Source organism: Paenibacillus odorifer (genome assembly GCF_000758725.1).
In the GTDB taxonomy this organism is placed as follows: Bacteria; Bacillota; Bacilli; order Paenibacillales; family Paenibacillaceae; genus Paenibacillus_AQ; species Paenibacillus_AQ odorifer.
In genome coordinates this window covers 3,217,923-3,241,284 of the sequence record NZ_CP009428.1, presented here as the reverse complement: position 1 = coordinate 3,241,284, position 23,362 = coordinate 3,217,923, and the positions used below count along the sequence as shown (strand labels likewise).

Sequence of the window (23,362 nt, the reverse complement as noted above, 5' to 3'; positions counted from 1 at the left end):
GTTTCACGCTTTAATAATTAAGTAGTTAATCATTTAGTTGTTATCTAAAATTTAATGGAATTACTTATTCCGCCCTATTTCATAACTTTAGGAGGCGTGATTTGGCTAATAATGAAGATTTTCTTCAGATTTCTACTATGTTCAAATCCTTTTTAAAAGGAATCTCCCAAGATTGGAACAAACAAGACTACCCCTTAAATATTACACAGTTCAAAACCCTCAGGACTTTATCTAAGAACGGTCCACAAAACGTATCACAGATTGCTGCAGCTCTGGGTATTACCTCAGCAGCAATTACAGGCGTAACAGACCAATTAATCGCTGAAGATTACGTAAATAAGGAACGCGCCAAAGATGATCGAAGGGTTGTACACATCACCATTACGCAGAAAGGAGAAGCAACGATTAAAGAGGTGCAGGAACGCCATCAAGAACTTATGGAATCTTACTTTAAGATACTGCCCGATGAAGATATTGAGCATTTAAGAAGAATTTTCGCAGTAATAATTTCTGATTTAGACAAGAGATAAAATTTAAAAAGTGGCGGGGAAACAATCAAATGGAACATTTATCCAGCAAACGAAAACTTAGTATTATGATAGCAATAATGGCTGCAATGCTGTTCGCAGCGATTAATCAGACAATTACAAGTACTGCTATGCCGCGTATAATCGCAATTCTTGATGGCATGGATTACTATACTTGGACTATTAACATTTACTTATTAACATCAACAATAGCAACCGTTCTTGTCGGTAAGTTATCTGATATGTTCGGACGTAAACCCTTTCTATTAGCAGGTATTCTCTTATTTATGGTTGGGGCTTTTCTGACAGGTACATCTTCCGATGTTTATCAATTTATCATTTACCGTGGGATTCAAGGGGTAGGTGCAGGTATTATTCAATCCACCGCATTTACTGCCGTAGGTGACTTATTCCCTCCGCGTGAACGTGGTAAATGGATGGGGTTGATGATGGCAGTATTCGGCTTCTCCAGTGTGCTTGGACCAACGCTTGGTGGCTTTTTGATTGACAATATGGATTGGCATTGGCTGTTCTGGATCTTCCTACCGCTTGGTGTAGTAGCCTTCGTGATGATTCTTACCTTATTTCCTAAAGGCAAACGCGGGGAGTCAACAAGCATCGACTATTTAGGTTCCTTGCTAATGACAACTACCATCGTGCCTCTACTGCTTGCCTTCACCTGGGCAGGTACAGAATATGATTGGGGTTCTTCGCAAATTCTCGGCCTGTTGGCGGGAACGGTCGTTTCGGCACTTCTCTTTATTTTTGTCGAATCCAAAGCTAAAAATCCAATTCTTCCGCTTCATCTATTTAAGAATAGCGTAGTTACCATATCTAATATTATTGGTTTTATTATGAACTTCGGTATGATGGGAGCTATGATCTATCTTTCCTTCTTCGTACAAGGTGTTCTGGGGATCTCCGCGACATATGCAGGGTATGTTACTATGCCAATGTCGATCGTTATGGTTGTAGCCAGTGCCCTTACCGGACAAAAGATGGCGAAAAAAGGGAAGTATAAACGTTACGCATTAATTGGAATACCCATTATGATTGCTGGTATGACAATTATGGTATTTATGAATAATGTACCGATGGCTGTCCTAAGTATGATTGTGTTTGGTCTTGGGTTAGGATTGGGAATGCCAGTATTCTCACTAGCTACTCAAAATGCGGTTTCACACACAGAACTGGGTGTAGTAACGGCCTCCTCACAATTATTCCGTAATTTAGGCGGTACGATCGGTATCGCAGTCATGGGTACCGTTATGTCAAATAGTCTTACCAAAAACTTGAAGGAAGCTCTGCAATCGTCATCAGCACCGGATTTCACACAGATAGATCCAAAACTTGCTGAGCAAATGCTCTCCTTCGCTAATCCACAGGCATTAATGAACAAACCATTGCTTGAACAGACTCAAGCTAGTCTGCCAACCGATGTACAGCCTATCTTCTTACAAATGATTGAGGGTATCCGTGACGCTTTAGGACAGACATTGTCATCCGTGTTCTTAACCGGGACCATTGTGCTTGTTGTAGCTTTCGTGCTTGTCTTCTTCCTGAAGGAGCTTCCACTTCGTACTTCTAACCAAATGCCAGTTCCTGAAGAAGCTGAACAGGACCCGTCAAACATGAAATCTTCAAAACTTGCAGTGGATAAAGCCTAACCGCAAATTACTTTGAAGCTGACTATAAAACAACAAAAACTGCAACGTACTCATGCGTAACTGAGTAAGTTGCAGTTTTTGTGTTGATCTATTATTTTACAGGTGAAAGCTCATCTTCTGTTACCCACTTATGATTTTTCACTTCATCTCCACCCGTAGTAGGTTTGTAATTAATCATATAGACAGTGGTTTTTTCTGCGGAGTTAATCTGAGCCGTTGCACCCTTCATATCCTTCATATGATCAGATTCCATAATAACCTCTGAGCCTGGTTGATAGGATATATCATCTGTTTCTTTTATTTCTTCATGAATAATCCACTTATGATTTGTGACCGGCTGACCTCCTGTAGTAGGTCTATAGGAAACATTATATGCTGTCGTCTCATAAGCTCCCACAATTGTCGCAATGGCTCCCTTCATCCCTTCCATATGGTCAGTTTGGATCACAGCTTCACTTCCTACTTTGTAAGTAGGATTCTCCGCTACCCTCAGATCTTTTGGAACTTCACCTGAACTTGAATGTGAGTTATGTTCCATTTGTGTATCGTTAGAAGACATTTGATTGCCATAGCTATTGTCATTACTACAAGCACTTAAGCTGAAAGCAGCTGCGACGACTAGTAGAAATAATTGCTTTTTCATATAAAAGACCTCCGAAATTTTATCTGCCTATAAGTATTATTTTACCCATTTCAGAAAATCACAAACTGAACTAAGGATTTACAGTTTGTAAAACAGTAATTTATTTTCCATTAAATGAGTGTTGTCTCAATGATTAAACTATATTTATAATGTTTTCTGAAAGGAGGCTGCTATAATGAAGACTAAAATATTCACTTTGTTGCTTCTTTTGGGTCTGGTGAGCATGGCTACTATGATCGGTTCTGCTAATGCAGCTCCGGTATTAACCATAGGAAGTTCTTCAGGAGATGTATGGGATCTACAATATAGATTAAAAACCCTTGATTTCTACACTGAGCCCTTAGATGGGGTATACGGATCACAAACGAAAGCAGCGGTTGCTAGATTTCAAAAGGCCTATGTAATAAGCGCTGATGGAATTTCGGGGACAAAAACTTGGAATATTTTAAAAAAACACACGCTTAATATTAATGAAATGGATATTTTGGCTAAAGTTATCTACAGTGAGTCTCGCGGTGAGCCTTATGTTGGACAAGTTGCAGTGGGTGCAGTAGTCATGAATCGTATACAATCTAGTCAATTTCCTGACAATATTAAAGAAGTTGTATTCCAAAAAGGAGCTTTCACAGCCGTATCTGACGGCCAGTATTGGCTTACACCAAATCAGACAGCTTATTTAGCTGCTCTTGATGCTGTTCGGGGTTGGGACCCCACAAACCATTCAATCTATTATTTCAATCCGGATACAGCAACAAGTGCATGGATCTGGTCACGTCCGCAAAACTTAAAAATTGGTAAGCATATATTTGCAAGTTAAACGCATCAAATAGCTAAGATCAACAAAAGCCGATCTAACTATGATAGTTAGATCGGCTCTTCAATTCCAAGCACTAAAGCCATATTAATCTGCCCTACTTCGTCCTTATGGTTATACCCCAATTTATTATAGATTCTGATCGCATTTCGATTTTCTTTATCTGCTGCTAGAAAACTCCGCTTAGCACCATTGTTATTCCCCCAGCGTATACCTTCAACAGCTAACTTATGTCCGATACCTTGGTTATGATATTTCGGATCTACAGCTAATTCTCTAAGCCATAACACAGGTCCCTTTTCATTTTCAAATCCGTAGATGTTCAATAAACATACTCCAACAATGCTTTTATTCAATTCTGCTACAAGAATACAAGAATGATCCGATTCATTCCATGTTTGTATGAAATCCAACTCTTCACCATAGAAACCTCTTGAAAGATTTATACATGCTTTGGTGATCATACTAACCTGTAAATAGTCTTTAGGCTCAATGTTTCTTATGAATGGTGATTCTGCTTGATCGGTGATCTTCTTTGAGATATCCTCATTCCAGAAATCAATAAATTGACTAACTACCTTGAACCCCAAAGACTCCATAACTGGCATGAGATCTAGATGTATAAATTCGATATACATTCTATGAGTTCCACCCACAGGTAATTGAATAAACTTACTGGTCAGATCTATTAGTGCAGTCCTAAATAATTCTGTAGACTCGGCAGCCCAATGAATATTATGACCCTCATCAACCGATTTACATAATATAAACACACCAGGTTCATCAATAAGAATATCCTCAGGCGCCTGTAGTTCCAGCTCTTCAACATCCAAATATTGCAAAGAACTGTACTTATAAGCTTTCGCTTTTAGGAATGAATTCTTAAACATAACTTCGAAATAATCCCCTTTTATGGATTCGATAATTTTGATTGGTTACTAAATGTAAAAATCATCTTTAATTCATCATCATATGACTTCCCGCATTCCTCTAAATAACTATCACCAGTGTATTCTTTTAAAGTTTTCCTCCAAAAATGCTGTGCTCTCCTATTTGTGCCCGTGAGATTTGTTTGCAACTCCCAGTTACCCAAATGAAGCTTAAAGACTTCCTTAGCTGCATATTCAGCAATTCCCTTACCACGGAAGGGCCGTAGAATAAAAAATTCATTCAAATAGAATTCACAAGCAGACGGTGTGTAAGGCGGTGTAGCAACTAATGCAAACCCTACTGGAATATCATTTTCTTTTATTAAATAAGGATACAAAACGCCAGCTTTCTCCCACCAAATGTCGAAGACTTTATTCTGTTCCTTCAGTGTCTGTGTCTCGTCCTCCTCGAATACCCCGTATCGATTAGGAATCGTCCCCCATATTTCTGATAGATCGTGTAAGTATAGTGGGTAGAGGTTGTTAATAATAAACTTCGAGGCACTATCAGTTAAGGTGATTGTGATATTCATATCGTTACCTTCCTACCTTCTATCGAATTTTTGAATATATTAATGGAGATCACTCAAATAACATTCTGTATAATTATCTTTTGTATACTCTGTAAGTACTTTCCGTTAAAATATTATGGCAGAATAACTTTTTATCTTCAACGGTTCAGGAACAAACTTAATCTCCATCATCCCCCACAATTTCTTCTCCATAATTACTTCTTTTCTCAGTATAATTACGACCTCGCTCTAGTTATATGCCATATTCGATTAGAATTAATTTTTATATAATGTCACCATTTATATTTGATAATTAAGTTAAGCGTACCTGTACTTCTATATACTCGACTCGCCTTAACTTCTGCGGATATAGTACAAACCTCTAGCATATTATAATTGTATAAAAATGGGAGGTGTGCTCAGATATGCCGGATCCTTTTGTTTCGAGATCTCTAGATGAAATACGATTCTGGTCACGAATCATGAAAGAACACTCTTTTTTTCTTAAATTAGGGTTTCGTTGTGAAGACACGCAACTAATTAATGAAGCAAACCATTTCTATGCCACATTCGAAGCCATAGAGAATAGATCACTCGGATTTACTGTGGATTCTGATCCAGCAGTAATACGGAAGTTTAATGAGGAAGTTCATAGTGCAGCTTCACATATCTGGGCGTTCAAAAGAAAAATACTAGGTCTAATTCTACAATGTAAGCTTCCAGGCGGAACGAACTTCCCCTTATTAGTGGATCATGTCAGTAGGGAAGCCAACTATTTTCGAAATCGACTGGAAGAACTGAATCAGGGTAGGTTAGATCCTTTACCAGACGCAATTATTAATGAAAATGTATTCTTCCTACGTATAATGGCAGACCATGCTAAATTCATTGGTCATTTATTGGACCCTTCTGAACGTCAACTTGTTGAACAAGCAAGAAATTTCAGCCATGACTTTGATGTTTTGCTGTATCAAGCTATTGATCTTAGCTCCATGCGTCCTCAATCCCAAACCAAACCCCTGCTCAGTCAGCAACTTGACGAGAATAAAGTCTCAGTTAAATCTCTCCGTGACTTTAAGAAAACGGCACGAGATCTTATTGAGGAATGTCGAATAAAGAGCATCATCCATCCATTACTTGCGGATCATGTATTCCGAGAAGCAGAACGATTCCTGTATATAATTGATGCATTTGAAGCCTCTTTGAATATGAATAAACAAATCGTATAGCATTACATATTTAATGGATAGGGCGACAACTTGTATCAAAAAATACAGGTTGTCGCCCTATCTATCTTTATATTTGACTTCATTTAATTCAGTAATCCATTCCCAATCGATGTATAGAGATTTAAAGCACAAAAAGTAGTTGGTATTTGAGAAAAAACACTTTATAGTAAAACTCAGGGAGGAATAGTAAGTTTATGGAATGCGGGATTGCTACCAGTAAATACAAAATCAATAGATAAGGATGATTGAAAATGAAAAGGTTTGGTCGATATTTGATACTATGCACTATGGTTATTGCTCTATTAATGCCATCCACTGTGTTTGCTGCTGATAAGAAATTGCTCAACGAAGCGAGTATTACTTTGTCTAGTGATGTTATTCCCGTGGGTGGAACCACAAAAATAAAAGTTCGCTTACTAGCCGAAATGACCAGTCTTACATATGCAAAATTGACACCTGAAGTTTCTGATGAATCTATACTTACCATTGAATTGGATGGTTACTCAGATTATATTATTACAGGAGTTCAAGAAGGTTCTGCAGAAGTAGTCTTCAACATTCCTGGTTGGTCTAAAGAAAGATTCCCTATTACCGTTCTATCTGAGGCAGATTATGAAGAAAAGATGAAAACGCCACAAGAAGTAATAGATTTCACAACCTATTCTAATCAAATAGCAGCGATTTTTAAATTTGACGAAATTGCCTCTGAGGCATATGTAAAGAACAGAATAGATACAGGTAACAATAGAAAACAACGCTATACAGCGTTTAATAATGTGATCATTCCTAATTACACTAAGTTGGTAATAGAGGCGAAAAAGATCAAAGCACCCAATACAGAATTGCAGGTGTTACATGATATCTATTTAAAAGCGATTAAGTTGCAATTAGAAGCAATGACAATGATGAAAGAAGCACTATACAAAACAAAGGTTTCTAGTACAGCTATTAATGCCGCAAATAAAAAGATGGATGAAGGCGTGAAGTATGAAGGACAGTTTGTAGATGGGATCAATAAATATCGGAAAAAATATGGTATTTAAGATTAAATTATAATCAAATTCCAAAAACCACGTCAGAGTTTCCTCTAACGTGGTTTTTTTGGATGATAAGCTATTTTTTTGAATAAACAATTTTCTTGATACTATCTCTAGAAAGGCAATATTCATCTGAAAGCTGGTCAACCGTTGCACCAACAGCAAATCTTAGACAGATTTCGATATTTCTAGATCTTAAGTATTTTCTGCTCCCTGATTTTTCGCCCCATTTTACATGTGATTCTTCAGGCTTAGGGATATAAACCATACCACCGTTGATATATTTCTGAATTTCCTCTAATAATTCTTTTGGGAAAATCGTATCTGCATTTACATATTTCATAATCGCTCTGCTCCTTAAACTTTTTAATGAGTTTGAAGGTAGCAAAGTCTATTCTGTAAACAACCCATGCACACTGCACTAGCGGTAAACTCAATTTTTCGCTCTATACAAACAACCGCCGTTGTTTATAAGTCTAGACTTTGCATAGAGCTGATCGCTAATCTTCTCACGATTGTACACCCTCCTTTTTATTGTATAGTTACTTGTTCCAAAATACGCTCAGCTGTCTTTTCTCCATTCGCAATACAATCCGGAATACCAACTCCATAATAAGAGCATCCGGCAAGGATAACATTAGGATACCTATCTGTCATCTTCTTCTCTAAGGATACTACAATTTGATGATGAAGTTTATGGTAATTTGGCATTACATCATGCCATTTGGTCACATCATAGGTAGCTGGCTGTCCTGTTATCCCGAGACTGGTCTGTATATCTTTCAAAGCCACCTTCAATAGTTCCTCTTCAGATAGCTTGATCAACGAATCATAATGAGGGTTTGAGCTCTTATAAAAGAGTCTGACAAGCAAACGCTGTTGTCCTGACGTATGCTCCCACTTGCGACTTGTCCACGTACACGCATTACATAGAACATCATCGCTGTTGGCAGTGATGAACCCTGTGCCATTCGCAGGCAACTGACTATCAGGGATATTAAATCCTAAATATACACTAATCATTGAACTATTATATAACTGATTGAAATCTTCATTTAGTTCTTCGTCTTGAAGTAGCGCTTGTGCAGTAGAATGCATCGTTCCAAGTACGACAACATCGGAGTCTATGATTCGTCCATCTGCCAAAGTTACCCGGTACTGCTCTCCACGTTTCTCAATTCTCTCGGCACGAATCCCTTTGATGATCTCCGAATTAGAAAGATGTTCTTCCATAGAATCGATCAAGGCAGATACACCTCCCTTGAATGACATGAACTTCTTATCGCCATTTCCTTGAAATTTGGCTTTATTAGCGGATAAACCCTGAATAATACTGCCGTATTCATTCTTATAATCAATCAAATAAGGCAGTGTCGAGGCAATTGTAAGTTCACTCAACTTCCCGGAATATACACCTGAAAGAACAGGTGAAATTTGCTTCTCGACAAGTTCCTTTCCTAAAAAAGCTTCTAGAAAATCACCCACGGAATCGTTTTTCGTAAACTTATTATTGGGTGTGTAGAAATCTTTAAGTGCTTCAACCTTTCCTTCAGCTGAGATCAGTTCTGTAGTAGCAAGCGACTCCATACTGAGCGGAATGCCAAAGACTGCATCTTTAGGAATTTGCTTCAGTTTACCTTCTGTATAAATAAAGGATATTCCTGTCGCGTTATATACGACTTCATTTTGTATACCCAACTCTTCAATCAGAGGTGCAACATTCGTTTTGCGAGTGACCATAGAATCTGCCCCAGACTCCATAATGAAGTCTTCTTGTTTTAGTGTTCTGATTTTGCCGCCCAGTCTATCGCTGGCTTCAACCAAAATAATTTTTACATCTAGCTTGTTATGCTCAATAGATTTCTGTAAATAGTAAGCGGTAGACAATCCAGTAATTCCCCCGCCAATCACGACAACTGTTCTCAATTCGTTGACACCTACCTCGTGGTTATAATCTGTATCAATTCAATTGTGTACATTATATCATAGGAATTTATAAGAATTTACATACCAACGTGTCAGATATGACACAAAAAAGCCGCGTTAAACGCGGCAATGATGGGCTAATAATTATATATTTTCCTGTTTTAATGCATCAATAATGTTCTCTTTTTTCACTTTTGAGCTTGAATATAACATGGCTGCGCTAACGATGATAAATACAGCCGCTATGACACACAAGATACTCATCCACGGAAGTGTGAATCCATAAGAGAAGCTGCTCATCATTGATCTATAGATCAAGTACATAATAACGATACTAATCGGAAGCCCGTATAGTAGTGACTTTATTCCATAAAAAACACTTTCGTAATTAATCATTTTATTAAAACCATTTGGTGTCATCCCCACAGACTTCAGCATTGCGAACTCTCTTTTACGAAGGGATATGCTGGTTGATATCGTATTAAAAATATTCGCAATTGATATTAAAGTAATCAAAGCAATAAAACCATAGGTGAAAATAGACATTAACATGATCATCTGCTCACTATTTTGTCTATTTTGATACACATTTTGAACATAGATATTACGCTCTTTCATTTCCTCTATGGCTTGCTGTGTCGCTAATGGGTCTGTGCTGTTCAAGTTAAGCCGACTTTGAATATCTTTACTCATCGTATCATTTGTTAGTTTATCGAAGACTTGTTCAGAGACGATGATGTTTATTCCACCAACCATTGCTGAATGTACACCCATGGGACGTTTATCAGTTAGAGCGGCAATTTTTACGGGTAATAAATCCGTCTCTTTTTTTGTATCCCAATCCGTATAAAAAAGATCAAGCTTTTGGCCGACTTCAGAGTGAAAAGCTTTGGTCTCGACAATTTTTTTGGCTTTCTCATCCTCAAAAGTAACCGTATCATTCACAATAGCAGTCATCTGATCAAGCTTCGTTAGTTGTTCATAATTTGTGCCGACCGTTTCTGCATAGGTTTTCAAACTCTGTTCATTTAGTGCATAAATCTGAATGTAGTAAGGATATTTCCCGTTCTTTAGAACACTCTTATCCGCCTGCACAATCTCTTGCAATTCTTTCGCCATATTTTTTTCATCAATCCATGAACTCACACTAAGTTCCCTAGTCACATTATATTCCGTTATATTAGGTAATTTGGATATCGATTTCGTCAACCGATCCACTTTTTGAGCGTCCTCAGTCCCCATATATACTTGGATATCATAGTTCAACCCATCCTGTGAGAGTTCTACCGACCTTGTCATATTAGAAGTGAACGCTGATACAGATAAAAACAAAACGATACTAATGACAAGTGAGAACACGGTTGCTTGGTACCTGCGTTTATTTCTCTTTAAATTCTTCAAACCAATTTCTGCTTCAATACCAAACAATCTGCGCACGAACTTGGATGTTTTCACAGCTTTACCAGAGAGCCTAACATCGGTTGTTTGTCTGATCGCATCAATAGCCGAGATCTTTGAAGCCTTTCTGGCTGGAAGATAAGTGGATATAAAAATTGTCAGTATTGAAACTAAACAAGCGGTTAGTAGAGACAGAGGTGTAACAACTAACGTTAATTTTTCTGTTATGCCTAATACATCTTGAATCATTGAATTGATAAACATAAAAGTGATCCCGATGCCTGCTATTCCGCAAATGATCCCAATGGGGATACTAATTAAACCGATAATCATTCCTTCAAAAAACACTGAATTCTGCTTCTGCCACTTTGTAGCCCCTACGCTGGAGAGCATCCCTAAATGACGTGCACGCTCCGAGACAGAGATCGCAAAAGCATTATAGATTAATGAAACGGAACCAATGATAATCACAACCATAATGATCACTGACAATGAAAGAAGTGTGTTACGTAAGCCATCGTTATTCGTCACACCATAGTAGCGGAGCAGACTATTATTATAAGAGATCGACTCGATATTGTTTTCTTTTGCCAATTCCTCTGCATGCTTGTATATGGAGCTATCCACCTTGTTTAATACTACCGTCGCTGTGGTTTTTTCGGCTGCTCCAATCAAGCTTTCATCCACATAACTTAAGGCAGTATAGCCCGGAGACCATGTTGGTTCCCAAGTAGGACGCTTTATCACTCCCACAATCGTATAGTTCATTGTTTTTTTATGAATAATCTTTTCAAGCAGGGTGTCCTCTTCAGTCCGTAATCGTTCATTCTGAGATAGGGGTTGGCCACTATTTTCATCATCGCTAGTGACACGTTCACCAACATCAAGCGTTAAAGTTTCCCCCATCTTGTAAGGGACTTTTGCATTCTTTGCAATCTCCTCAGAAATGACTACTTCGTGGTTTGTCTTCGGGAGTCTACCTTCCAGCAGTTCAATCGGAAATTGTTTAAAACCAGCTGCATTATATTCCTTGATATACCAATAAGGTTTATTCTCATTCTTCCCACCCTCTAAAGGGGCGTAACCACGATCGTTGGAGATCACTAGTGCTTTTGTCGCATCATCTGTTTCTATCGCTTTGAGCTGAGCTTTAGTAACATTTCTATATTGGACATGCCATTCTCCATTTGTCGAGATACTTTGCTTCTTCATTAATTCCATAAAAGAAAAACCTAAGGTCGCGACAGCCGTTACCATAGCTACAGAAATAATGACTCCAATGATAGTAACCAATGTTCTTCGCTTATTCTGTTTCAAATGTCTTATAGTTAATTTGTTTACGATATTCACGGACGAATCACCTCATCTTTAGCGATCCTTCCATCTTCAATAGTAATGACCCGATCTGCTTGCAAGGCAATACGTTCATCGTGAGTAATAACAATAAGTGTTTGATTATACGTTTTATTAAACATTTTTAATAATTCAATAATTTCACTACTATTCTTGCTATCTAGATTACCAGTTGGCTCATCTGCCAGCATAATTGCAGGATTACTAATTAACGCTCTGCCTATGGATACCCGCTGCTGCTGTCCGCCTGATAGCTGATTCGGCAGATGCTTTAAACGATTGTCCAGATTCAACGCCTTCACGGTATCCGCAAACTGTTTCTTATCCACCTTATGCTGATCGAGCAGTAACGGTAGTGTGATATTCTCTTCGACCGTCAACACCGGTATGAGATTATAGAACTGATAAATCAGACCAATTTGTCTGCGTCTAAAGATCGCCAGCTGTGTTTCATTCAAATCGTAAATATCCGTGTTATCTACAAATACTTTGCCGCTTGTCGGTCTATCCACTCCACCTAATAAATGCAGAATGGTTGATTTTCCTGAGCCGGATGGTCCGATAATCGCTACGAATTCACCTTTTTTAATTGAAAACGATACGTCATCCAGAGCCTTTACTGCAGTCTCGCCTTTACCATATGTTTTAGACAGATGTTCAATCTTTAAAATATCCATTGTTAGACCTCCATTTGTTGATGAGATCAGTATATCTGTCTACAATGACTCTCCAGTGACTCTTAAGTGACATTCTAGTCACTAAGCTATAAGTGTTAAATCACTTGCTTGTAAAATTTGATCTGAAATTGTGTACCCTTCCCTACTTCACTCATCACATCAATCGTTCCGTTTTGTTCAGTGATAATACTTTGCGCCAAGGCAAGTCCAATTCCAATGCTGTCTTCGTTTGCATTTGTCCCCTTGTAGAATCGTTTGAAAATATAGGGGATCTCTGCCTTAGGAATTCCTTTGCCATTATCAGTAATGACAATTTCCGTGAACAGCGTGTTTTCTGCAAAAGAAATCGTGATCACTCCCCCAGCAGGTGTATGCTCTACACAGTTTTTCAGAATATTAATCATCGCCTCAGTTGTCCAATTGTAATCGCCTATGAATGAGGTAGCGTCTTCTCCTTCGATTTGGATCCGTTGCTCCTTAATATCCATTGGAATCAGTATGGGCTCCATAGATTTCTGAACAAGCCTCTTTACTTTTATTGAATCTTTTTTAAATTGAATGGTTCCGGCATCGATCTTTGAGAACTTTAATAATGAAGAAACCAGCCAGCCAATCCGATCGAGCTGAAGACTGATTTTCCGCGTAAATTCCATTCTTTTCTCAACGTTCAGTTCAGGGTCGCTTAATAAATCTGCCATCACGGTCATGGAGGTAAGTGGTGTTTTGAGCTGATGGGAGATGTCGGAGATCGCATTGGTAAGCTTTATTTTATCCTCTTGCAACAGCAAACGCTGCTCCGATAACATCAACGTCACCTTATAAATATCATTTTTCAGAATACTAAGCTCGCCTTCCTGATTATCACGAACATCGAGCGAATAATTACCGCTGCTAATTTGACGTAGATACCCTGAAAGCTTCTCAATTTCGCGGTATCTCCAGCGGGTAAATAATAAACAACAACCTATAAGCAGAACTGAAGTTACCGCCGTGATCCCCATCGCCCCTGATGAAATAAATGCCGTTACTATAATCGCCAGAAGGCTGATCGTAGACATCGTTAGTAATAACCATCTAAATTCTTTGTTACGTAACATCCTAATCACCAACCTTATACCCTAAACCTCGTACTGTTTTGATTAAGGTGGGCTCTTGCGGGTTATCCTCTAACTTTTCCCGTAAGCGTTTAATATACACAGACAATGTATTATCATTTACAAATTCTCCGGCGACATCCCAAATCCGCTCTAACAATTGATTTCTGGAAAGGACTTGTCCCACATGATTAGCAAATATCAGAAGCAGACGATATTCTAATGCTGTTAGCAGAACTTCATTGCCGTTCTTATAAACTTTTCCTTCTAGCGTATTAATCCGTACATTCTCTAGTTCAAAATTAGACGGGGTCTGAACCTGCTTGTTATATCTCCTTAACACCGATTTAATGCGTGATAACAGCTCACGAATCCGAAATGGCTTAGTTATGTAATCGTCTGCTCCCATATCAAGTCCCATCACTACATTGACCTCATCATCAATCGCAGTTAAAAAGATGACCGGAATATCGCTCCGCTCCTTCACGATCTTACACAGATCATATCCGCTGCCATCCGGTAGAGAGAGATCAAAAATGCAAAGTGTTACTTCAGATATCTGCTCCGCCAACACCCTCCTAGCAGAGGTTGCATCATAACATAAAATAGTTTCAAAATGATCCTGCTGCAAGGAATATTCAAGTCCTGACGCAATGGTTCTATCGTCCTCTACGAGCAATATTTTCATATATGTTCATCCTAACCTAATAATTTGCGAAACCGTCATATTGAAAAAGCGCTACACTTATATTGATGAATTTGCTGAAATCCTAAACGAAGAGCTAGCTTTTGGGAAGCTTCATTATCTAATGAACAGTCCCAATAAGGTGTAAAACCATTTGCAAGTATATCTTCCGCTACTAAAGCCGCTAAATGGGTCCCCACTCCTCTATTCTGATACTTGGAGAGGGTTTCAATTCCGATAGCATGAGTATCCACAGTAACGAAACTAGAATAACATACACCAATGATCTCAGCTCCCTCAATAGCAGCATATCCATAGCCTGTTGCCTTAAAGCCTTTTTTCGATGACCAGAATAAATCAATATTCTCATGTACAAATTCCATGTGCTTTAAATCTAAGTTCTCCCAATCCTGTATTTTAAGATTTATAGTTCTAATCCCATTATTAAGGGACTCAGCGGGCTTGTGGAATAACTTGAACACCATTTGTTCAAAAGGATATAGCTTCCTAGAAGGAAACATCAATGCCAGATTCCATTCATCGTGTTGACCTGAGACTTCAAAATACTCCAGCCCAAGCTTTTTCATCCTCGGTGCAATATGACTGGATACATAACTATCTAAGCTTTTGATAAATATCTCATTGGTGTGATCGCCTATAATATAAAATCCTTGCATCCCCTTACTCCATACCAACGCGCTTTTCGGTGTTACAAGTTGATCTACAAAAATCCAGCCCGGATTATTTCCCTCGATGATGGAGAGAATTTCAGGATGAATAAGAGCACCTGTAAGTAACGGTTTCACTTCAATAAAATCCTGTTGAGATAATTCAAGCATATGAACACTCCTCGCCAACAATTTATCTAAATAACTGAGCAATACTTAAAAGAATAATTCCCCTTTGTATATTCTATAAGATAATTCAACAGATTGCTTATTATTAAATCCGATCCGGGTATCCTAAATAAAAAAGAATTGAACCCAATGCTTAACGCACAGGCCCAATCCTTTATTTGGAGTATCCATAATGACCGAAATCAGCTTGCATTATTGACCTATCATACCACCGTCGACTGTATATAGAGAACCCGTTACGAATGAAGCCTCATCCGACAGAAGGAAGTTCATCACAGCGGCAACTTCTTGCGGTTCACCGTAGCGACCCATTGGTGTTGCAGCTTCGTTAGCTGCCTTGTATTCTTCTGCACTTCCGAAATTATTCTCAATTTTACGCATCATTTGTGTATTGATCGTTCCTGGCAGTACCGCATTAACACGAATGCCAAGTGGTGCAAGCTCATTTGCAGCTACGCGAGTCAGACCAATTACAGCATGCTTAGACATAATGTAAGGGGCCATGCCTGGTGCGCCCATGAGTCCTGCCAGAGAAGAAGTGTTCAGAATAGCACCTGAGTTTTGTTTTTTCATCACAGGAATTACATAGTGTAGTCCAAGAAATACACCACGTACATTGACGTTGTATACAAGATCAAGTGCTTTGACGTTAAGCTCTTCGATTTGACCTGCTGGACCTTCAATTCCGGCATTGTTTGCAAAATAATCAATGGCACCAAATTTTTCTACCGCTTTATTAACATAATTCTGAACGTCTTCTTCATTAGAGACATCCGCAGCTACAGCTAAAGAGTTAGATTCATTTAAGCCTAAATCTTGGATAACATTTTTTATCGCTTCTTCATTCAGATCGACAAGTACAAGATTCAGTTTACGATCAGACAATCGACGGGCAAGCTCCTTACCGATTCCTCCTGCAGCTCCAGTAATTACAGCAGTTTTTACATATGATTCACTCATTGTATATTCGCATCCTTTGTTATGAATTGGCTATATATTATAGTCTTAGGAGATGGGATAACCTATCTCTATTACTAGAGTACACCCCATTAGTTAATCTGTTCAATAATCAGAATTTTAATCAATGTCGCCTAACCAACAGAACTGATCTCTGTGTTTACTTATGTCTAAATCTTGAACATTGGCTGATCTTTTGTTACTTTTAAAGTAGGAATTATAAATGAACGATAAAAAGATCATAGCTGGGGGTAGTTTTTTTTGATACAGGAAGAGCATGAAGACAGAAGAACCAGAAGAACACGCCAAGCTCTGAAATCTGCATTCGTTGAACTAATATTGGAAAATAGTTATGATTCAGTTACGATATTGGACGTGACTAATCGAGCGGATTACAATCGAGGGACTTTTTATAAGCATTTTGAGAGTAAAGAGGCTTTGCTTAAGGAAATACATGATGAATTTCTACAGGGCATAGGTGAAGCGCTAATAGACCCTTATGAGGGATTGGATCGTATTGAGGCAACAGAGGTTTTCCCTTCCATTTTGCAATTGTTCGAATATATTGAGGGGCATAAAGCTGAGTTTTTGGCCTTATCCGCTGTGGAACGTGGGAAAATGACTGTTGAACTGTTCGACCGTTTACGGGAATCCATGCGTGAGGATATGCGGATTGAGATAGAAGCTGATGCTGCTCCCGTGGATTATGAAATTATGTTGAGTTACCAAATGTCTGCTACAGTAGGTGTCATTATGCACTGGGCTGAAGTCAATTTCAAATATTCGGCGAGCTATATGGCAGAACAGTTAATTACACTGGTTAACAGCAAAATAGACCATATAGCGTTTATGAAAAAATCAAATGGATAAGAAACGAAACGCAAGCAGCTAATACGGAAACAAAAATTCAAGAAACCAGAGCATTGAGAGATGATCTCAAATGCTCTGGTTTTTTAGTGTAGCAGTGCTCTACTCAGCGAATATCTTTTACTCGAATATTATTTCCTAACAGACTGGCATCACTACTTAATTTAAATGTAGGGTAATTTGCATCTGCTTCAAGTCGCATCTGTTCATCAAATAAAGATTCCTGTTGACGATCAACAAAAAATGTAAAAGGCTCTTTCTGAACTTCAATATCTGTAGCATAGGGTTCACTAATGATCTGAATTACGATCACGCCATTACAACCACAACCCTCTGTATCGAAGAACAATTTAAAATCACCTGGCCGTTCCCCAAGGTTCTCTTTTAACTTATCTACTGTTAGTGCGTTTAGTTCTATGTGCATAAGATACTCTACTCCTTATTTTGTAATTTAGACTACCCTTCAATCGATTCATCGTTGCTTGCCCCAGGCGGGACAATTGGATAGACATTTGTTTCTTCGATGACATCAAATTCCATAATAGCAGGACCTTCGGTATTCATAGCATGTTGGATTATGGCTTTAGCCTCTTCTTTAGTGCTGGCTTGATAACCTTGTGCACCAAAGGATTTAGCGAGTGCGGCAAAGTCAGGTGAACTAATCTGTACGGCTGAGTATCTTTTGTTCAAGAATAGTTCCTGCCACTGACGCACCATTCCTAAATAACCATTTTTCAAAATAACTACTTTTACATTGAGCTGCAAATCTACAGCTGTCATGATTTCCTGCATATTCATTTGAAAGCTTCCATCCCCACTTATACATACAACCTGCCGTTCCGGAAAAGCAACTGCTGCTCCAATAGCTGCAGGAAACCCGTAACCCATAGTACCCAATCCTCCAGAGGTTAGAAAGGTACGCGGCTTTTTAAAATTATAGTGATGTGCTGTCCAGATTTGATGTTGTCCTACATCCGTGGAAATAATAGCATCGGAGACAGTTGCATGATCAACGTACCGAATAACGTCTTGAGGTGTCAATCTCGATTCATGATGATCTCTAAATGGTTGAATTGGACATCTGCTCCATTTATTGATCTGGTCATGCCATTCAGGAATCTTTCTATCTGATAAGCGATTAAGCATTTCCTGTAATACGTTTGTTATAGAATCACAAAGAGCTAGATCCATCTCTATATTTTTATCAAATTCAGCTTCATCTATGTCCACTTGGATTTTATACGAATGAGGAGAGAACGCTCTGCGTTTTCCTGTTACACGATCACTAAATCTGACGCCGAGACAAACTAGAACATCAGCTGCTTGTATAGCGCGGTTCGCGGCCACCGTTCCATGCATACCTACCATTCCTAAGTGCAATGGATGATCAGATGGAAACGCCCCTATACCCATCAGAGTAGAAGCAACTGGAAGATCGAGGCGTTCTGCCAAATTAAGCAATAAGGAAGGGGTTTCACCTGCTACACATCCCCCGCCGATCAATAGTAAGGGTCTGGCAGCATTCCGAAGTTTCTCCGCCATCGTATCCAAGTCATTCCCATTAGACTGATTAGCAACTGAATATCCACGAATAGAAACAAATGATTGTTGTTCGGGAATTTCGTATATTATTGGAGTTGTGTCCATCATAACATTTTTAGGCAGATCAATAAGAACTGGGCCAGGACGTCCTGTAGTTGCCAAATAAAAAGCTTCATCAATGATGCGTGGGAGATCACTCTTATTCATTACTATGTAATTATGCTTCGTGATGGACATGGTCATGCCATAAATATCAACCTCCTGAAAGCTGTCTAATCCAATCATATCCGTGGGGACCTGACCAGTTAGTACAATCAGTGGAATGGAGTCCATAAAAGCTGTCGCTATCCCAGTTATAGCATTGGTGGCTCCAGGACCACTAGTTACGAGTGTAACGCCTACACTTCCTGTCGCTCTCGCGTAACCATCTGCGGCATGTACTGCAGCCTGTTCATGCCGTACTAAAATATGCTCTAATCCTTCACAATCGAACAATGCATCATATACAGGCAGTACAGCCCCACCGGGGTAACCAAAAATCGTTGAAATACCTTTCCTCAATAACAAGTCTACTAACAATTCTGCTCCCGACATTAGATAATTTCTCCTTTCCTTCTATGCTCCAGATTTACTGCTTTGGCAAAGTATAAATCGATTTTCTTCTCCTCTCGTGTGACTGCCATCACTTCTAATTTGACAGTCATGCGTCCGAGAATAGGTTATTCATAACAAAAAAAAGCATGAACCCTATGGGTCCACGCTTACAAATTTATTAGCTCTATTTAGAGGATTGATTTAAGCCGACTTTTGAGTCTCCCGGGCACCGCCTAGCTTAAACACTAGAATACCGCCAACAATCACAAGTACTCCGACCAACTGCTTCCAAGTGAAAGGAACCTTCTCAAGCCCTAACCAGCCGAGGGAATCCCACAATAAAGCGAATCCAAGCTGAGAGATTAACACGATAGAGATCGCATAGGTTGGTCCAAGCCGCTTGGTCCCTTGCACGAGACAGATTACAACTCCCACTCCGATCAACCCGCTGATCCAATACCAGGGCTCCATGTTTCGCAAAGTAAATATACGGTTGCCTTCAAAGATAAGACTCATGATAAAAGAAGCCAGAAATCCCATGCCTAACACTAATGTCGTTGTAGCCCAAGATCCAACCTTCTCATTAACCTTCGTATTAAATATATTTTGCAGGCTCACTAGTGAGCCCGCGATAAGCGCTAATATCAAACCTATAATCATAACTTCATTCCTCCATTTATCGATTGTCCATCAGGATCATTTAGAATTTCAGGATCACGACGCCAGCAATCATTAACGCGATACCGATAAATTGTGGCAGTCTCATCTTTCGTTTTTCCATCCCGAACCAGCCTTTAATATCGATGATGAAGGTCAAGCATAGCTGAGCAATCAGCAATGTGGATATCGTAAACGTTACACCAATCTGCTGAATAGCTGTTACCTCACTGAAAATAATGACTGCGGCAAAGGCGCCGCCAATCAAATATAAAGGTTTTACCTGTTTAAAGCCCTGTGATTTGCCATCTCGGACGAACAGCAGGATTAATAAGGACATTATAAACCCAGTTAGCTGTGTAATTGTCGCAGCTTGCCAAGTCCCAATATCTTGACTAATTCGAGCATTAGATACTCCTTGCAGAGTGATACAAGCCCCCGCTAAAAACGCAAATATAATTCCTCTCATTTCTCTCTCTCCTCAATTTCGATCTCTTACATATTAAAAAGCAATTCAGGTCTTTAAAAAAGGACATCTGTCCTAAACCAAAATAAACGATGTTGTTGCCCCTATAAGCCTTTCGTATATTTTCAAAAAAAAGACCGCCTCAAGCCATCTCTTAGGCTTAAAACGGGCTTTCAGAACTTTAAATTGTAGATTAGGAAAGTAATTTATGCTCATGCAATTGATCAAAAATGATCTGTGTAACGACAGAAACTCGATTTCGATCCTTATAAGATAACCAGGATAACTCATCAATTTCCGACGCAGGACTAAGTGAACCTTCAAAATCCGCGATATAACATGTCATTTTAACTATGACGCCTTCAGCTTTACCGTGAGCTTCCGCTTCAAAGGTTCCAAAATAGGAGATGGTTTCTGGTTTAATACGAACAGAGATCTCTTCCTCGATTTCCCGCACGAGCGTCTCCTCGTCTGTTTCTCCAGCTTCTCTTTTTCCTCCAGGCAAATAATAGGTATCTTTCCCTGTGGAACGCGCACACAAAACTTGTCCATTCTGAAAATGAATCCATGCAATTTTATCAATGATAGTAGTCATAAAGTTCTCCCCATATTTTTTCTGATAATTATATCATACAGCCAAGACCATCTATTTATACAACGTCTATATTTGATTTTTGTATGTGCAGCTTAGCTTTGGCCTGAGGTACATGATGGAGCAAATAGTACGCAGCAAGAGAAAGAAGTGTTACTCCCCCTGCAACCTCATACATCATTCGGTAATCTGTATAAGAAGCAATCAAACCCATGAAATAGGAGCCCGCTCCATAACCCAAATCAAATAACAAGAAAAAGGTCCCATTTGCACTACCTCTACGATCTTTAGCCGCTAATTTAAGCGCAAGAGTCTGGAAACATGGCATAAGTGCACCATATCCAATTCCCATAATGACACCAGACATCATTAACATCAAACCAGACCGAGCTTGACTTAAACTAAGCAATCCAACGGCGAAGATAATAATTCCGGGATAGATGAGAATATGCTCATTATATTTATCGAATACTTTACCTATAACCGGACGAAACAATACAATCATAATTGCAAAAGCCACAAAAAAATAACCAGTAAGCTGTGATTGATGGATTTCTTTCGTGAAAGAAGCTATAAATCCAGACAATGAGCTATAGGAAAAAGCAAGTGTAAATCCGACAAGTGAAATCGGCAAGGCTTTTGGCTCGATTACGTCTCTCCAGCGGAGCCCTTTTCGCGTCTTCGCAGGTTCCTTAATAGCTTCAATAACGTTAGCCTTATCTTCTTTTGGCATCCGAACACCTAACGTGAATAACAGCGAAAGAGCAGCAATCACACATACGCCTAACAGTAATACATTAATATTCTCATCTTTCCAGAGAAAAAGCCCCCATGCGGGTCCAATGACCATAGCAATGCTCATAAACATGCTAAAATAACCGATGCCTTCTCCTTGACGTGAATAAGGAATTAGCGTCGAGGCTATTGTACTTGTAGCTGTAGAGGCAACAGCATAACTCATTCCGTGTAGGAAACGAATCACCAGGAATAATACAATTCCATTAGATCCGAAGTAACCAATACAGGCGATTAGAAAAATGGTTAGGCCAATAACCGCCATTTTCTTTTTACCGAATTTATCGACCCATTGTCCCGAAAAAGGACGGATCAATACTCCCCCTATTACATAGATAGTAATCGCTAACCCCATTTGCTGCTGATTCCCGTGCAAACTTTCCTTTACGTATAACGGGAATGCAGTTGCTAGAATGTAAAAGGTCAGGAACATAAAAAAACTACTTAAGCAAACAACAATAAAATTCCGGGTCCATATTTTCTCTCTAATCACAACAGACTCTCTCCATCCTACCTATAACTTTTTATATGTTACAATAGTATAGGACTGAAAATTAATTAAGTAAAATACATATTATATGATCGATAGATCACATTAGAGTTATAAGTAAAGTGAGGTTTTTGTTATGGAATTCCTTCAGCTTCAATATTTCCAGGCAGTTGCACGCCATGAACACATGACTAAGGCCGCAAAAGAATTAAATGTATCTCAGCCCTCCCTTAGTAATTCCATACAGCGTTTAGAGAAAAACTTAGGTGTTCCCTTATTCGAGCGACAAGGCAGAAATATAAAATTGAACGAATTCGGCAAAACCTATCTGCAACGTGTCGAGCAAGCTTTTATGGAACTTGAAGAAGGACAGCGTGAGCTCACAGATATGGCTGGACTTGAACATGGTGTAATTTCTATTGCGGCCACACTCCCGTATGTATTGCCCACTTTACTAAAAGAATTTCTTACCCTTCATCCGCATGTACGGATTATCCAACGCCAGCTTGGCTCTGCGTTAGAAATGAGAAATGATTTAGAGAGTGCAGCGATTGATTTTTGCATATCATCTACACCTGTTACCGGACCAGATATCGAGTGGCTTACCTTAGCAGAAGAAGAATTATGTTTGACTGTGCCCAAGAATCATCGCTTTGCTAATCGAAAGAGTATTTCTTTGATAGAAGCAGCAGGTGAGAATTTCATTTCTTTATCTTCTAGATATAATTTCCGTGAAATTTCAGATGAATTTTGCCGACAAGCTGGATTTGAACCTCAAATTACGTTCGAGCTTGAAGAAGTAAGCGCCATTCAAACCCTAGTAGAAATGGGACTAGGAATCACCTTCACCCTCCCTCTCTCCTTAGGCAGAAGAAGTCAAAATACCGAAATTGTTCAATTAAAAATAACAGATCCGCTATGTCAACGCTCTTTTGGCATCGCATGGAGCAGAAAGCACTTTTTATCGCAAGCAGCTATACATTTCCGGAAATTTGCTGTGGATTTTTTTAGTAAACCTCATGAATATAATTAAGGTGAAAACTACTATGCTAAG

24 protein-coding genes are annotated in these 23,362 nt (G+C 39.0%); 7 read left to right on the top strand and 17 right to left on the bottom strand.

Annotated elements, in window-relative coordinates:
• The first annotated feature begins 101 nt into the window (after positions 1–101).
• Together PODO_RS14120 and PODO_RS14115 are read left to right on the top strand one after the other, a co-directional pair.
• A complete protein-coding gene (locus PODO_RS14120; RefSeq protein ID WP_036678010.1) occupies positions 102–530 on the top strand; it encodes a MarR family winged helix-turn-helix transcriptional regulator in 429 nt (142 codons plus the stop codon).
• A 29-nt stretch (positions 531–559) separates the two neighbouring features.
• Entirely contained in the window at positions 560–2,194 is a 1,635-nt protein-coding gene (locus tag PODO_RS14115) for an MDR family MFS transporter (protein WP_038570873.1), read from the top strand.
• Between the two features lie 91 nt (positions 2,195–2,285).
• On the opposite strand, the gene PODO_RS14110 is transcribed toward PODO_RS14115, so the two are convergent.
• Complete coding sequence (locus PODO_RS14110) at positions 2,286–2,837, bottom strand: YdhK family protein (protein WP_038570871.1); 552 nt, start codon at positions 2,835–2,837, stop codon at positions 2,286–2,288.
• 175 nt (positions 2,838–3,012) lie between these two features.
• Here PODO_RS14110 and PODO_RS14105 point away from each other — a divergent pair, with 175 nt between their 5' ends.
• A complete protein-coding gene (locus PODO_RS14105; RefSeq protein WP_038570869.1) occupies positions 3,013–3,654 on the top strand; it encodes a cell wall hydrolase in 642 nt (213 codons plus the stop codon).
• Between the two features lie 47 nt (positions 3,655–3,701).
• Here PODO_RS14105 and PODO_RS14100 read toward each other — a convergent pair whose 3' ends face one another.
• Together PODO_RS14100 and PODO_RS14095 are read right to left on the bottom strand one after the other, a co-directional pair.
• Complete coding sequence (locus tag PODO_RS14100) at positions 3,702–4,541, bottom strand: GNAT family N-acetyltransferase (protein ID WP_038570867.1); 840 nt, start codon at positions 4,539–4,541, stop codon at positions 3,702–3,704.
• A 20-nt stretch (positions 4,542–4,561) separates the two neighbouring features.
• Entirely contained in the window at positions 4,562–5,113 is a 552-nt protein-coding gene (locus tag PODO_RS14095; RefSeq protein WP_038570863.1) for a GNAT family N-acetyltransferase, read from the bottom strand.
• A gap of 404 nt (positions 5,114–5,517) precedes the next feature.
• On the opposite strand from PODO_RS14095, the gene PODO_RS14090 reads away from it, so the two are divergent.
• A complete protein-coding gene (locus PODO_RS14090; protein ID WP_036678028.1) occupies positions 5,518–6,321 on the top strand; it encodes a DUF2935 domain-containing protein in 804 nt (267 codons plus the stop codon).
• Positions 6,322–6,608: 287 nt separating this feature from the next.
• Positions 6,609–7,364 (top strand): hypothetical protein, encoded by a 756-nt coding sequence (locus tag PODO_RS14085; protein WP_155288132.1) that lies wholly within the window; start codon positions 6,609–6,611, stop codon positions 7,362–7,364.
• 70 nt (positions 7,365–7,434) lie between these two features.
• Here the strand turns inward: PODO_RS14085 and PODO_RS14080 are convergent, their stop codons facing one another.
• From PODO_RS14080 to PODO_RS14045, 8 genes are all read right to left on the bottom strand, one after another.
• Entirely contained in the window at positions 7,435–7,701 is a 267-nt protein-coding gene (locus tag PODO_RS14080) for a CD3324 family protein (RefSeq protein WP_038570858.1), read from the bottom strand.
• A gap of 188 nt (positions 7,702–7,889) precedes the next feature.
• The gene (locus PODO_RS14075; protein ID WP_038570855.1) at positions 7,890–9,284 is read right to left on the bottom strand and encodes a protoporphyrinogen oxidase; all 1,395 of its coding nucleotides are present in this window, start codon (positions 9,282–9,284) and stop codon (positions 7,890–7,892) included.
• Positions 9,285–9,428: 144 nt separating this feature from the next.
• On the bottom strand, positions 9,429–12,032 hold the full coding sequence (locus tag PODO_RS14070; RefSeq protein WP_038570852.1) for an ABC transporter permease: 2,604 nt from the start codon (positions 12,030–12,032) through the stop codon (positions 9,429–9,431).
• A complete protein-coding gene (locus PODO_RS14065; protein ID WP_036678042.1) occupies positions 12,029–12,712 on the bottom strand; it encodes an ABC transporter ATP-binding protein in 684 nt (227 codons plus the stop codon). The genes PODO_RS14070 and PODO_RS14065 overlap by 4 nt, the downstream gene beginning before the upstream one ends.
• A gap of 95 nt (positions 12,713–12,807) precedes the next feature.
• Positions 12,808–13,809, bottom strand: coding sequence for a sensor histidine kinase (locus PODO_RS14060; RefSeq protein WP_038570849.1), 1,002 nt, complete (start codon positions 13,807–13,809; stop codon positions 12,808–12,810).
• A 1-nt stretch (position 13,810) separates the two neighbouring features.
• Positions 13,811–14,494, bottom strand: coding sequence for a response regulator transcription factor (locus PODO_RS14055; RefSeq protein ID WP_038570847.1), 684 nt, complete (start codon positions 14,492–14,494; stop codon positions 13,811–13,813).
• Between the two features lie 35 nt (positions 14,495–14,529).
• Complete coding sequence (locus PODO_RS14050) at positions 14,530–15,330, bottom strand: GNAT family N-acetyltransferase (RefSeq protein WP_038570845.1); 801 nt, start codon at positions 15,328–15,330, stop codon at positions 14,530–14,532.
• A 210-nt stretch (positions 15,331–15,540) separates the two neighbouring features.
• The gene (locus PODO_RS14045; RefSeq protein WP_036678050.1) at positions 15,541–16,308 is read right to left on the bottom strand and encodes an SDR family NAD(P)-dependent oxidoreductase; all 768 of its coding nucleotides are present in this window, start codon (positions 16,306–16,308) and stop codon (positions 15,541–15,543) included.
• A gap of 258 nt (positions 16,309–16,566) precedes the next feature.
• Here PODO_RS14045 and PODO_RS14040 point away from each other — a divergent pair, with 258 nt between their 5' ends.
• Positions 16,567–17,175, top strand: a complete 609-nt coding sequence (locus PODO_RS14040; RefSeq protein ID WP_038570842.1) for a TetR/AcrR family transcriptional regulator — start codon at positions 16,567–16,569, stop codon at positions 17,173–17,175.
• A 103-nt stretch (positions 17,176–17,278) separates the two neighbouring features.
• Here the strand turns inward: PODO_RS14040 and PODO_RS14035 are convergent, their stop codons facing one another.
• The 6 genes from PODO_RS14035 to PODO_RS14010 form a co-directional block, all read right to left on the bottom strand.
• Positions 17,279–17,596, bottom strand: a complete 318-nt coding sequence (locus PODO_RS14035) for an iron-sulfur cluster biosynthesis family protein (protein ID WP_038570840.1) — start codon at positions 17,594–17,596, stop codon at positions 17,279–17,281.
• 32 nt (positions 17,597–17,628) lie between these two features.
• Entirely contained in the window at positions 17,629–19,308 is a 1,680-nt protein-coding gene (ilvB, locus tag PODO_RS14030) for a biosynthetic-type acetolactate synthase large subunit (protein ID WP_038570837.1), read from the bottom strand.
• A gap of 201 nt (positions 19,309–19,509) precedes the next feature.
• The gene (locus PODO_RS14025) at positions 19,510–19,968 is read right to left on the bottom strand and encodes a DMT family transporter (protein ID WP_036678062.1); all 459 of its coding nucleotides are present in this window, start codon (positions 19,966–19,968) and stop codon (positions 19,510–19,512) included.
• A 40-nt stretch (positions 19,969–20,008) separates the two neighbouring features.
• Positions 20,009–20,434 (bottom strand): DMT family transporter, encoded by a 426-nt coding sequence (locus PODO_RS14020; protein WP_036678064.1) that lies wholly within the window; start codon positions 20,432–20,434, stop codon positions 20,009–20,011.
• A 190-nt stretch (positions 20,435–20,624) separates the two neighbouring features.
• Positions 20,625–21,026, bottom strand: a complete 402-nt coding sequence (locus PODO_RS14015; protein WP_038570834.1) for an NUDIX hydrolase — start codon at positions 21,024–21,026, stop codon at positions 20,625–20,627.
• 55 nt (positions 21,027–21,081) lie between these two features.
• A complete protein-coding gene (locus tag PODO_RS14010; RefSeq protein ID WP_038570831.1) occupies positions 21,082–22,311 on the bottom strand; it encodes an MFS transporter in 1,230 nt (409 codons plus the stop codon).
• Between the two features lie 133 nt (positions 22,312–22,444).
• On the opposite strand from PODO_RS14010, the gene PODO_RS14005 reads away from it, so the two are divergent.
• Positions 22,445–23,341, top strand: coding sequence for a LysR family transcriptional regulator (locus PODO_RS14005; protein ID WP_038570829.1), 897 nt, complete (start codon positions 22,445–22,447; stop codon positions 23,339–23,341).
• Positions 23,342–23,362: the final 21 nt, after the last annotated feature.

Excerpts from the sequence above, each read along its gene's own strand:
- PODO_RS14115 (WP_038570873.1), top strand. The coding sequence starts at position 560 with ATGGAACATTTATCCAGCAAACGAAAACTTAGTATTATGATAGCAATA.
- PODO_RS14110 (WP_038570871.1), bottom strand. The coding sequence starts at position 2,837 with ATGAAAAAGCAATTATTTCTACTAGTCGTCGCAGCTGCTTTCAGCTTA.
- PODO_RS14105 (WP_038570869.1), top strand. The coding sequence starts at position 3,013 with ATGAAGACTAAAATATTCACTTTGTTGCTTCTTTTGGGTCTGGTGAGC.
- PODO_RS14100 (WP_038570867.1), bottom strand. The coding sequence starts at position 4,541 with ATGTTTAAGAATTCATTCCTAAAAGCGAAAGCTTATAAGTACAGTTCT.
- PODO_RS14095 (WP_038570863.1), bottom strand. The coding sequence starts at position 5,113 with ATGAATATCACAATCACCTTAACTGATAGTGCCTCGAAGTTTATTATT.
- PODO_RS14090 (WP_036678028.1), top strand. The coding sequence starts at position 5,518 with ATGCCGGATCCTTTTGTTTCGAGATCTCTAGATGAAATACGATTCTGG.
- PODO_RS14085 (WP_155288132.1), top strand. The coding sequence starts at position 6,609 with ATGGTTATTGCTCTATTAATGCCATCCACTGTGTTTGCTGCTGATAAG.
- PODO_RS14080 (WP_038570858.1), bottom strand. The coding sequence starts at position 7,701 with ATGAAATATGTAAATGCAGATACGATTTTCCCAAAAGAATTATTAGAG.
- PODO_RS14065 (WP_036678042.1), bottom strand. The coding sequence starts at position 12,712 with ATGGATATTTTAAAGATTGAACATCTGTCTAAAACATATGGTAAAGGC.
- PODO_RS14060 (WP_038570849.1), bottom strand. The coding sequence starts at position 13,809 with ATGTTACGTAACAAAGAATTTAGATGGTTATTACTAACGATGTCTACG.
- PODO_RS14055 (WP_038570847.1), bottom strand. The coding sequence starts at position 14,494 with ATGAAAATATTGCTCGTAGAGGACGATAGAACCATTGCGTCAGGACTT.
- PODO_RS14050 (WP_038570845.1), bottom strand. The coding sequence starts at position 15,330 with ATGCTTGAATTATCTCAACAGGATTTTATTGAAGTGAAACCGTTACTT.
- PODO_RS14045 (WP_036678050.1), bottom strand. The coding sequence starts at position 16,308 with ATGAGTGAATCATATGTAAAAACTGCTGTAATTACTGGAGCTGCAGGA.
- PODO_RS14035 (WP_038570840.1), bottom strand. The coding sequence starts at position 17,596 with ATGCACATAGAACTAAACGCACTAACAGTAGATAAGTTAAAAGAGAAC.
- ilvB (WP_038570837.1), bottom strand. The coding sequence starts at position 19,308 with ATGTCGGGAGCAGAATTGTTAGTAGACTTGTTATTGAGGAAAGGTATT.
- PODO_RS14025 (WP_036678062.1), bottom strand. The coding sequence starts at position 19,968 with ATGATTATAGGTTTGATATTAGCGCTTATCGCGGGCTCACTAGTGAGC.
- PODO_RS14020 (WP_036678064.1), bottom strand. The coding sequence starts at position 20,434 with ATGAGAGGAATTATATTTGCGTTTTTAGCGGGGGCTTGTATCACTCTG.
- PODO_RS14015 (WP_038570834.1), bottom strand. The coding sequence starts at position 21,026 with ATGACTACTATCATTGATAAAATTGCATGGATTCATTTTCAGAATGGA.
- PODO_RS14005 (WP_038570829.1), top strand. The coding sequence starts at position 22,445 with ATGGAATTCCTTCAGCTTCAATATTTCCAGGCAGTTGCACGCCATGAA.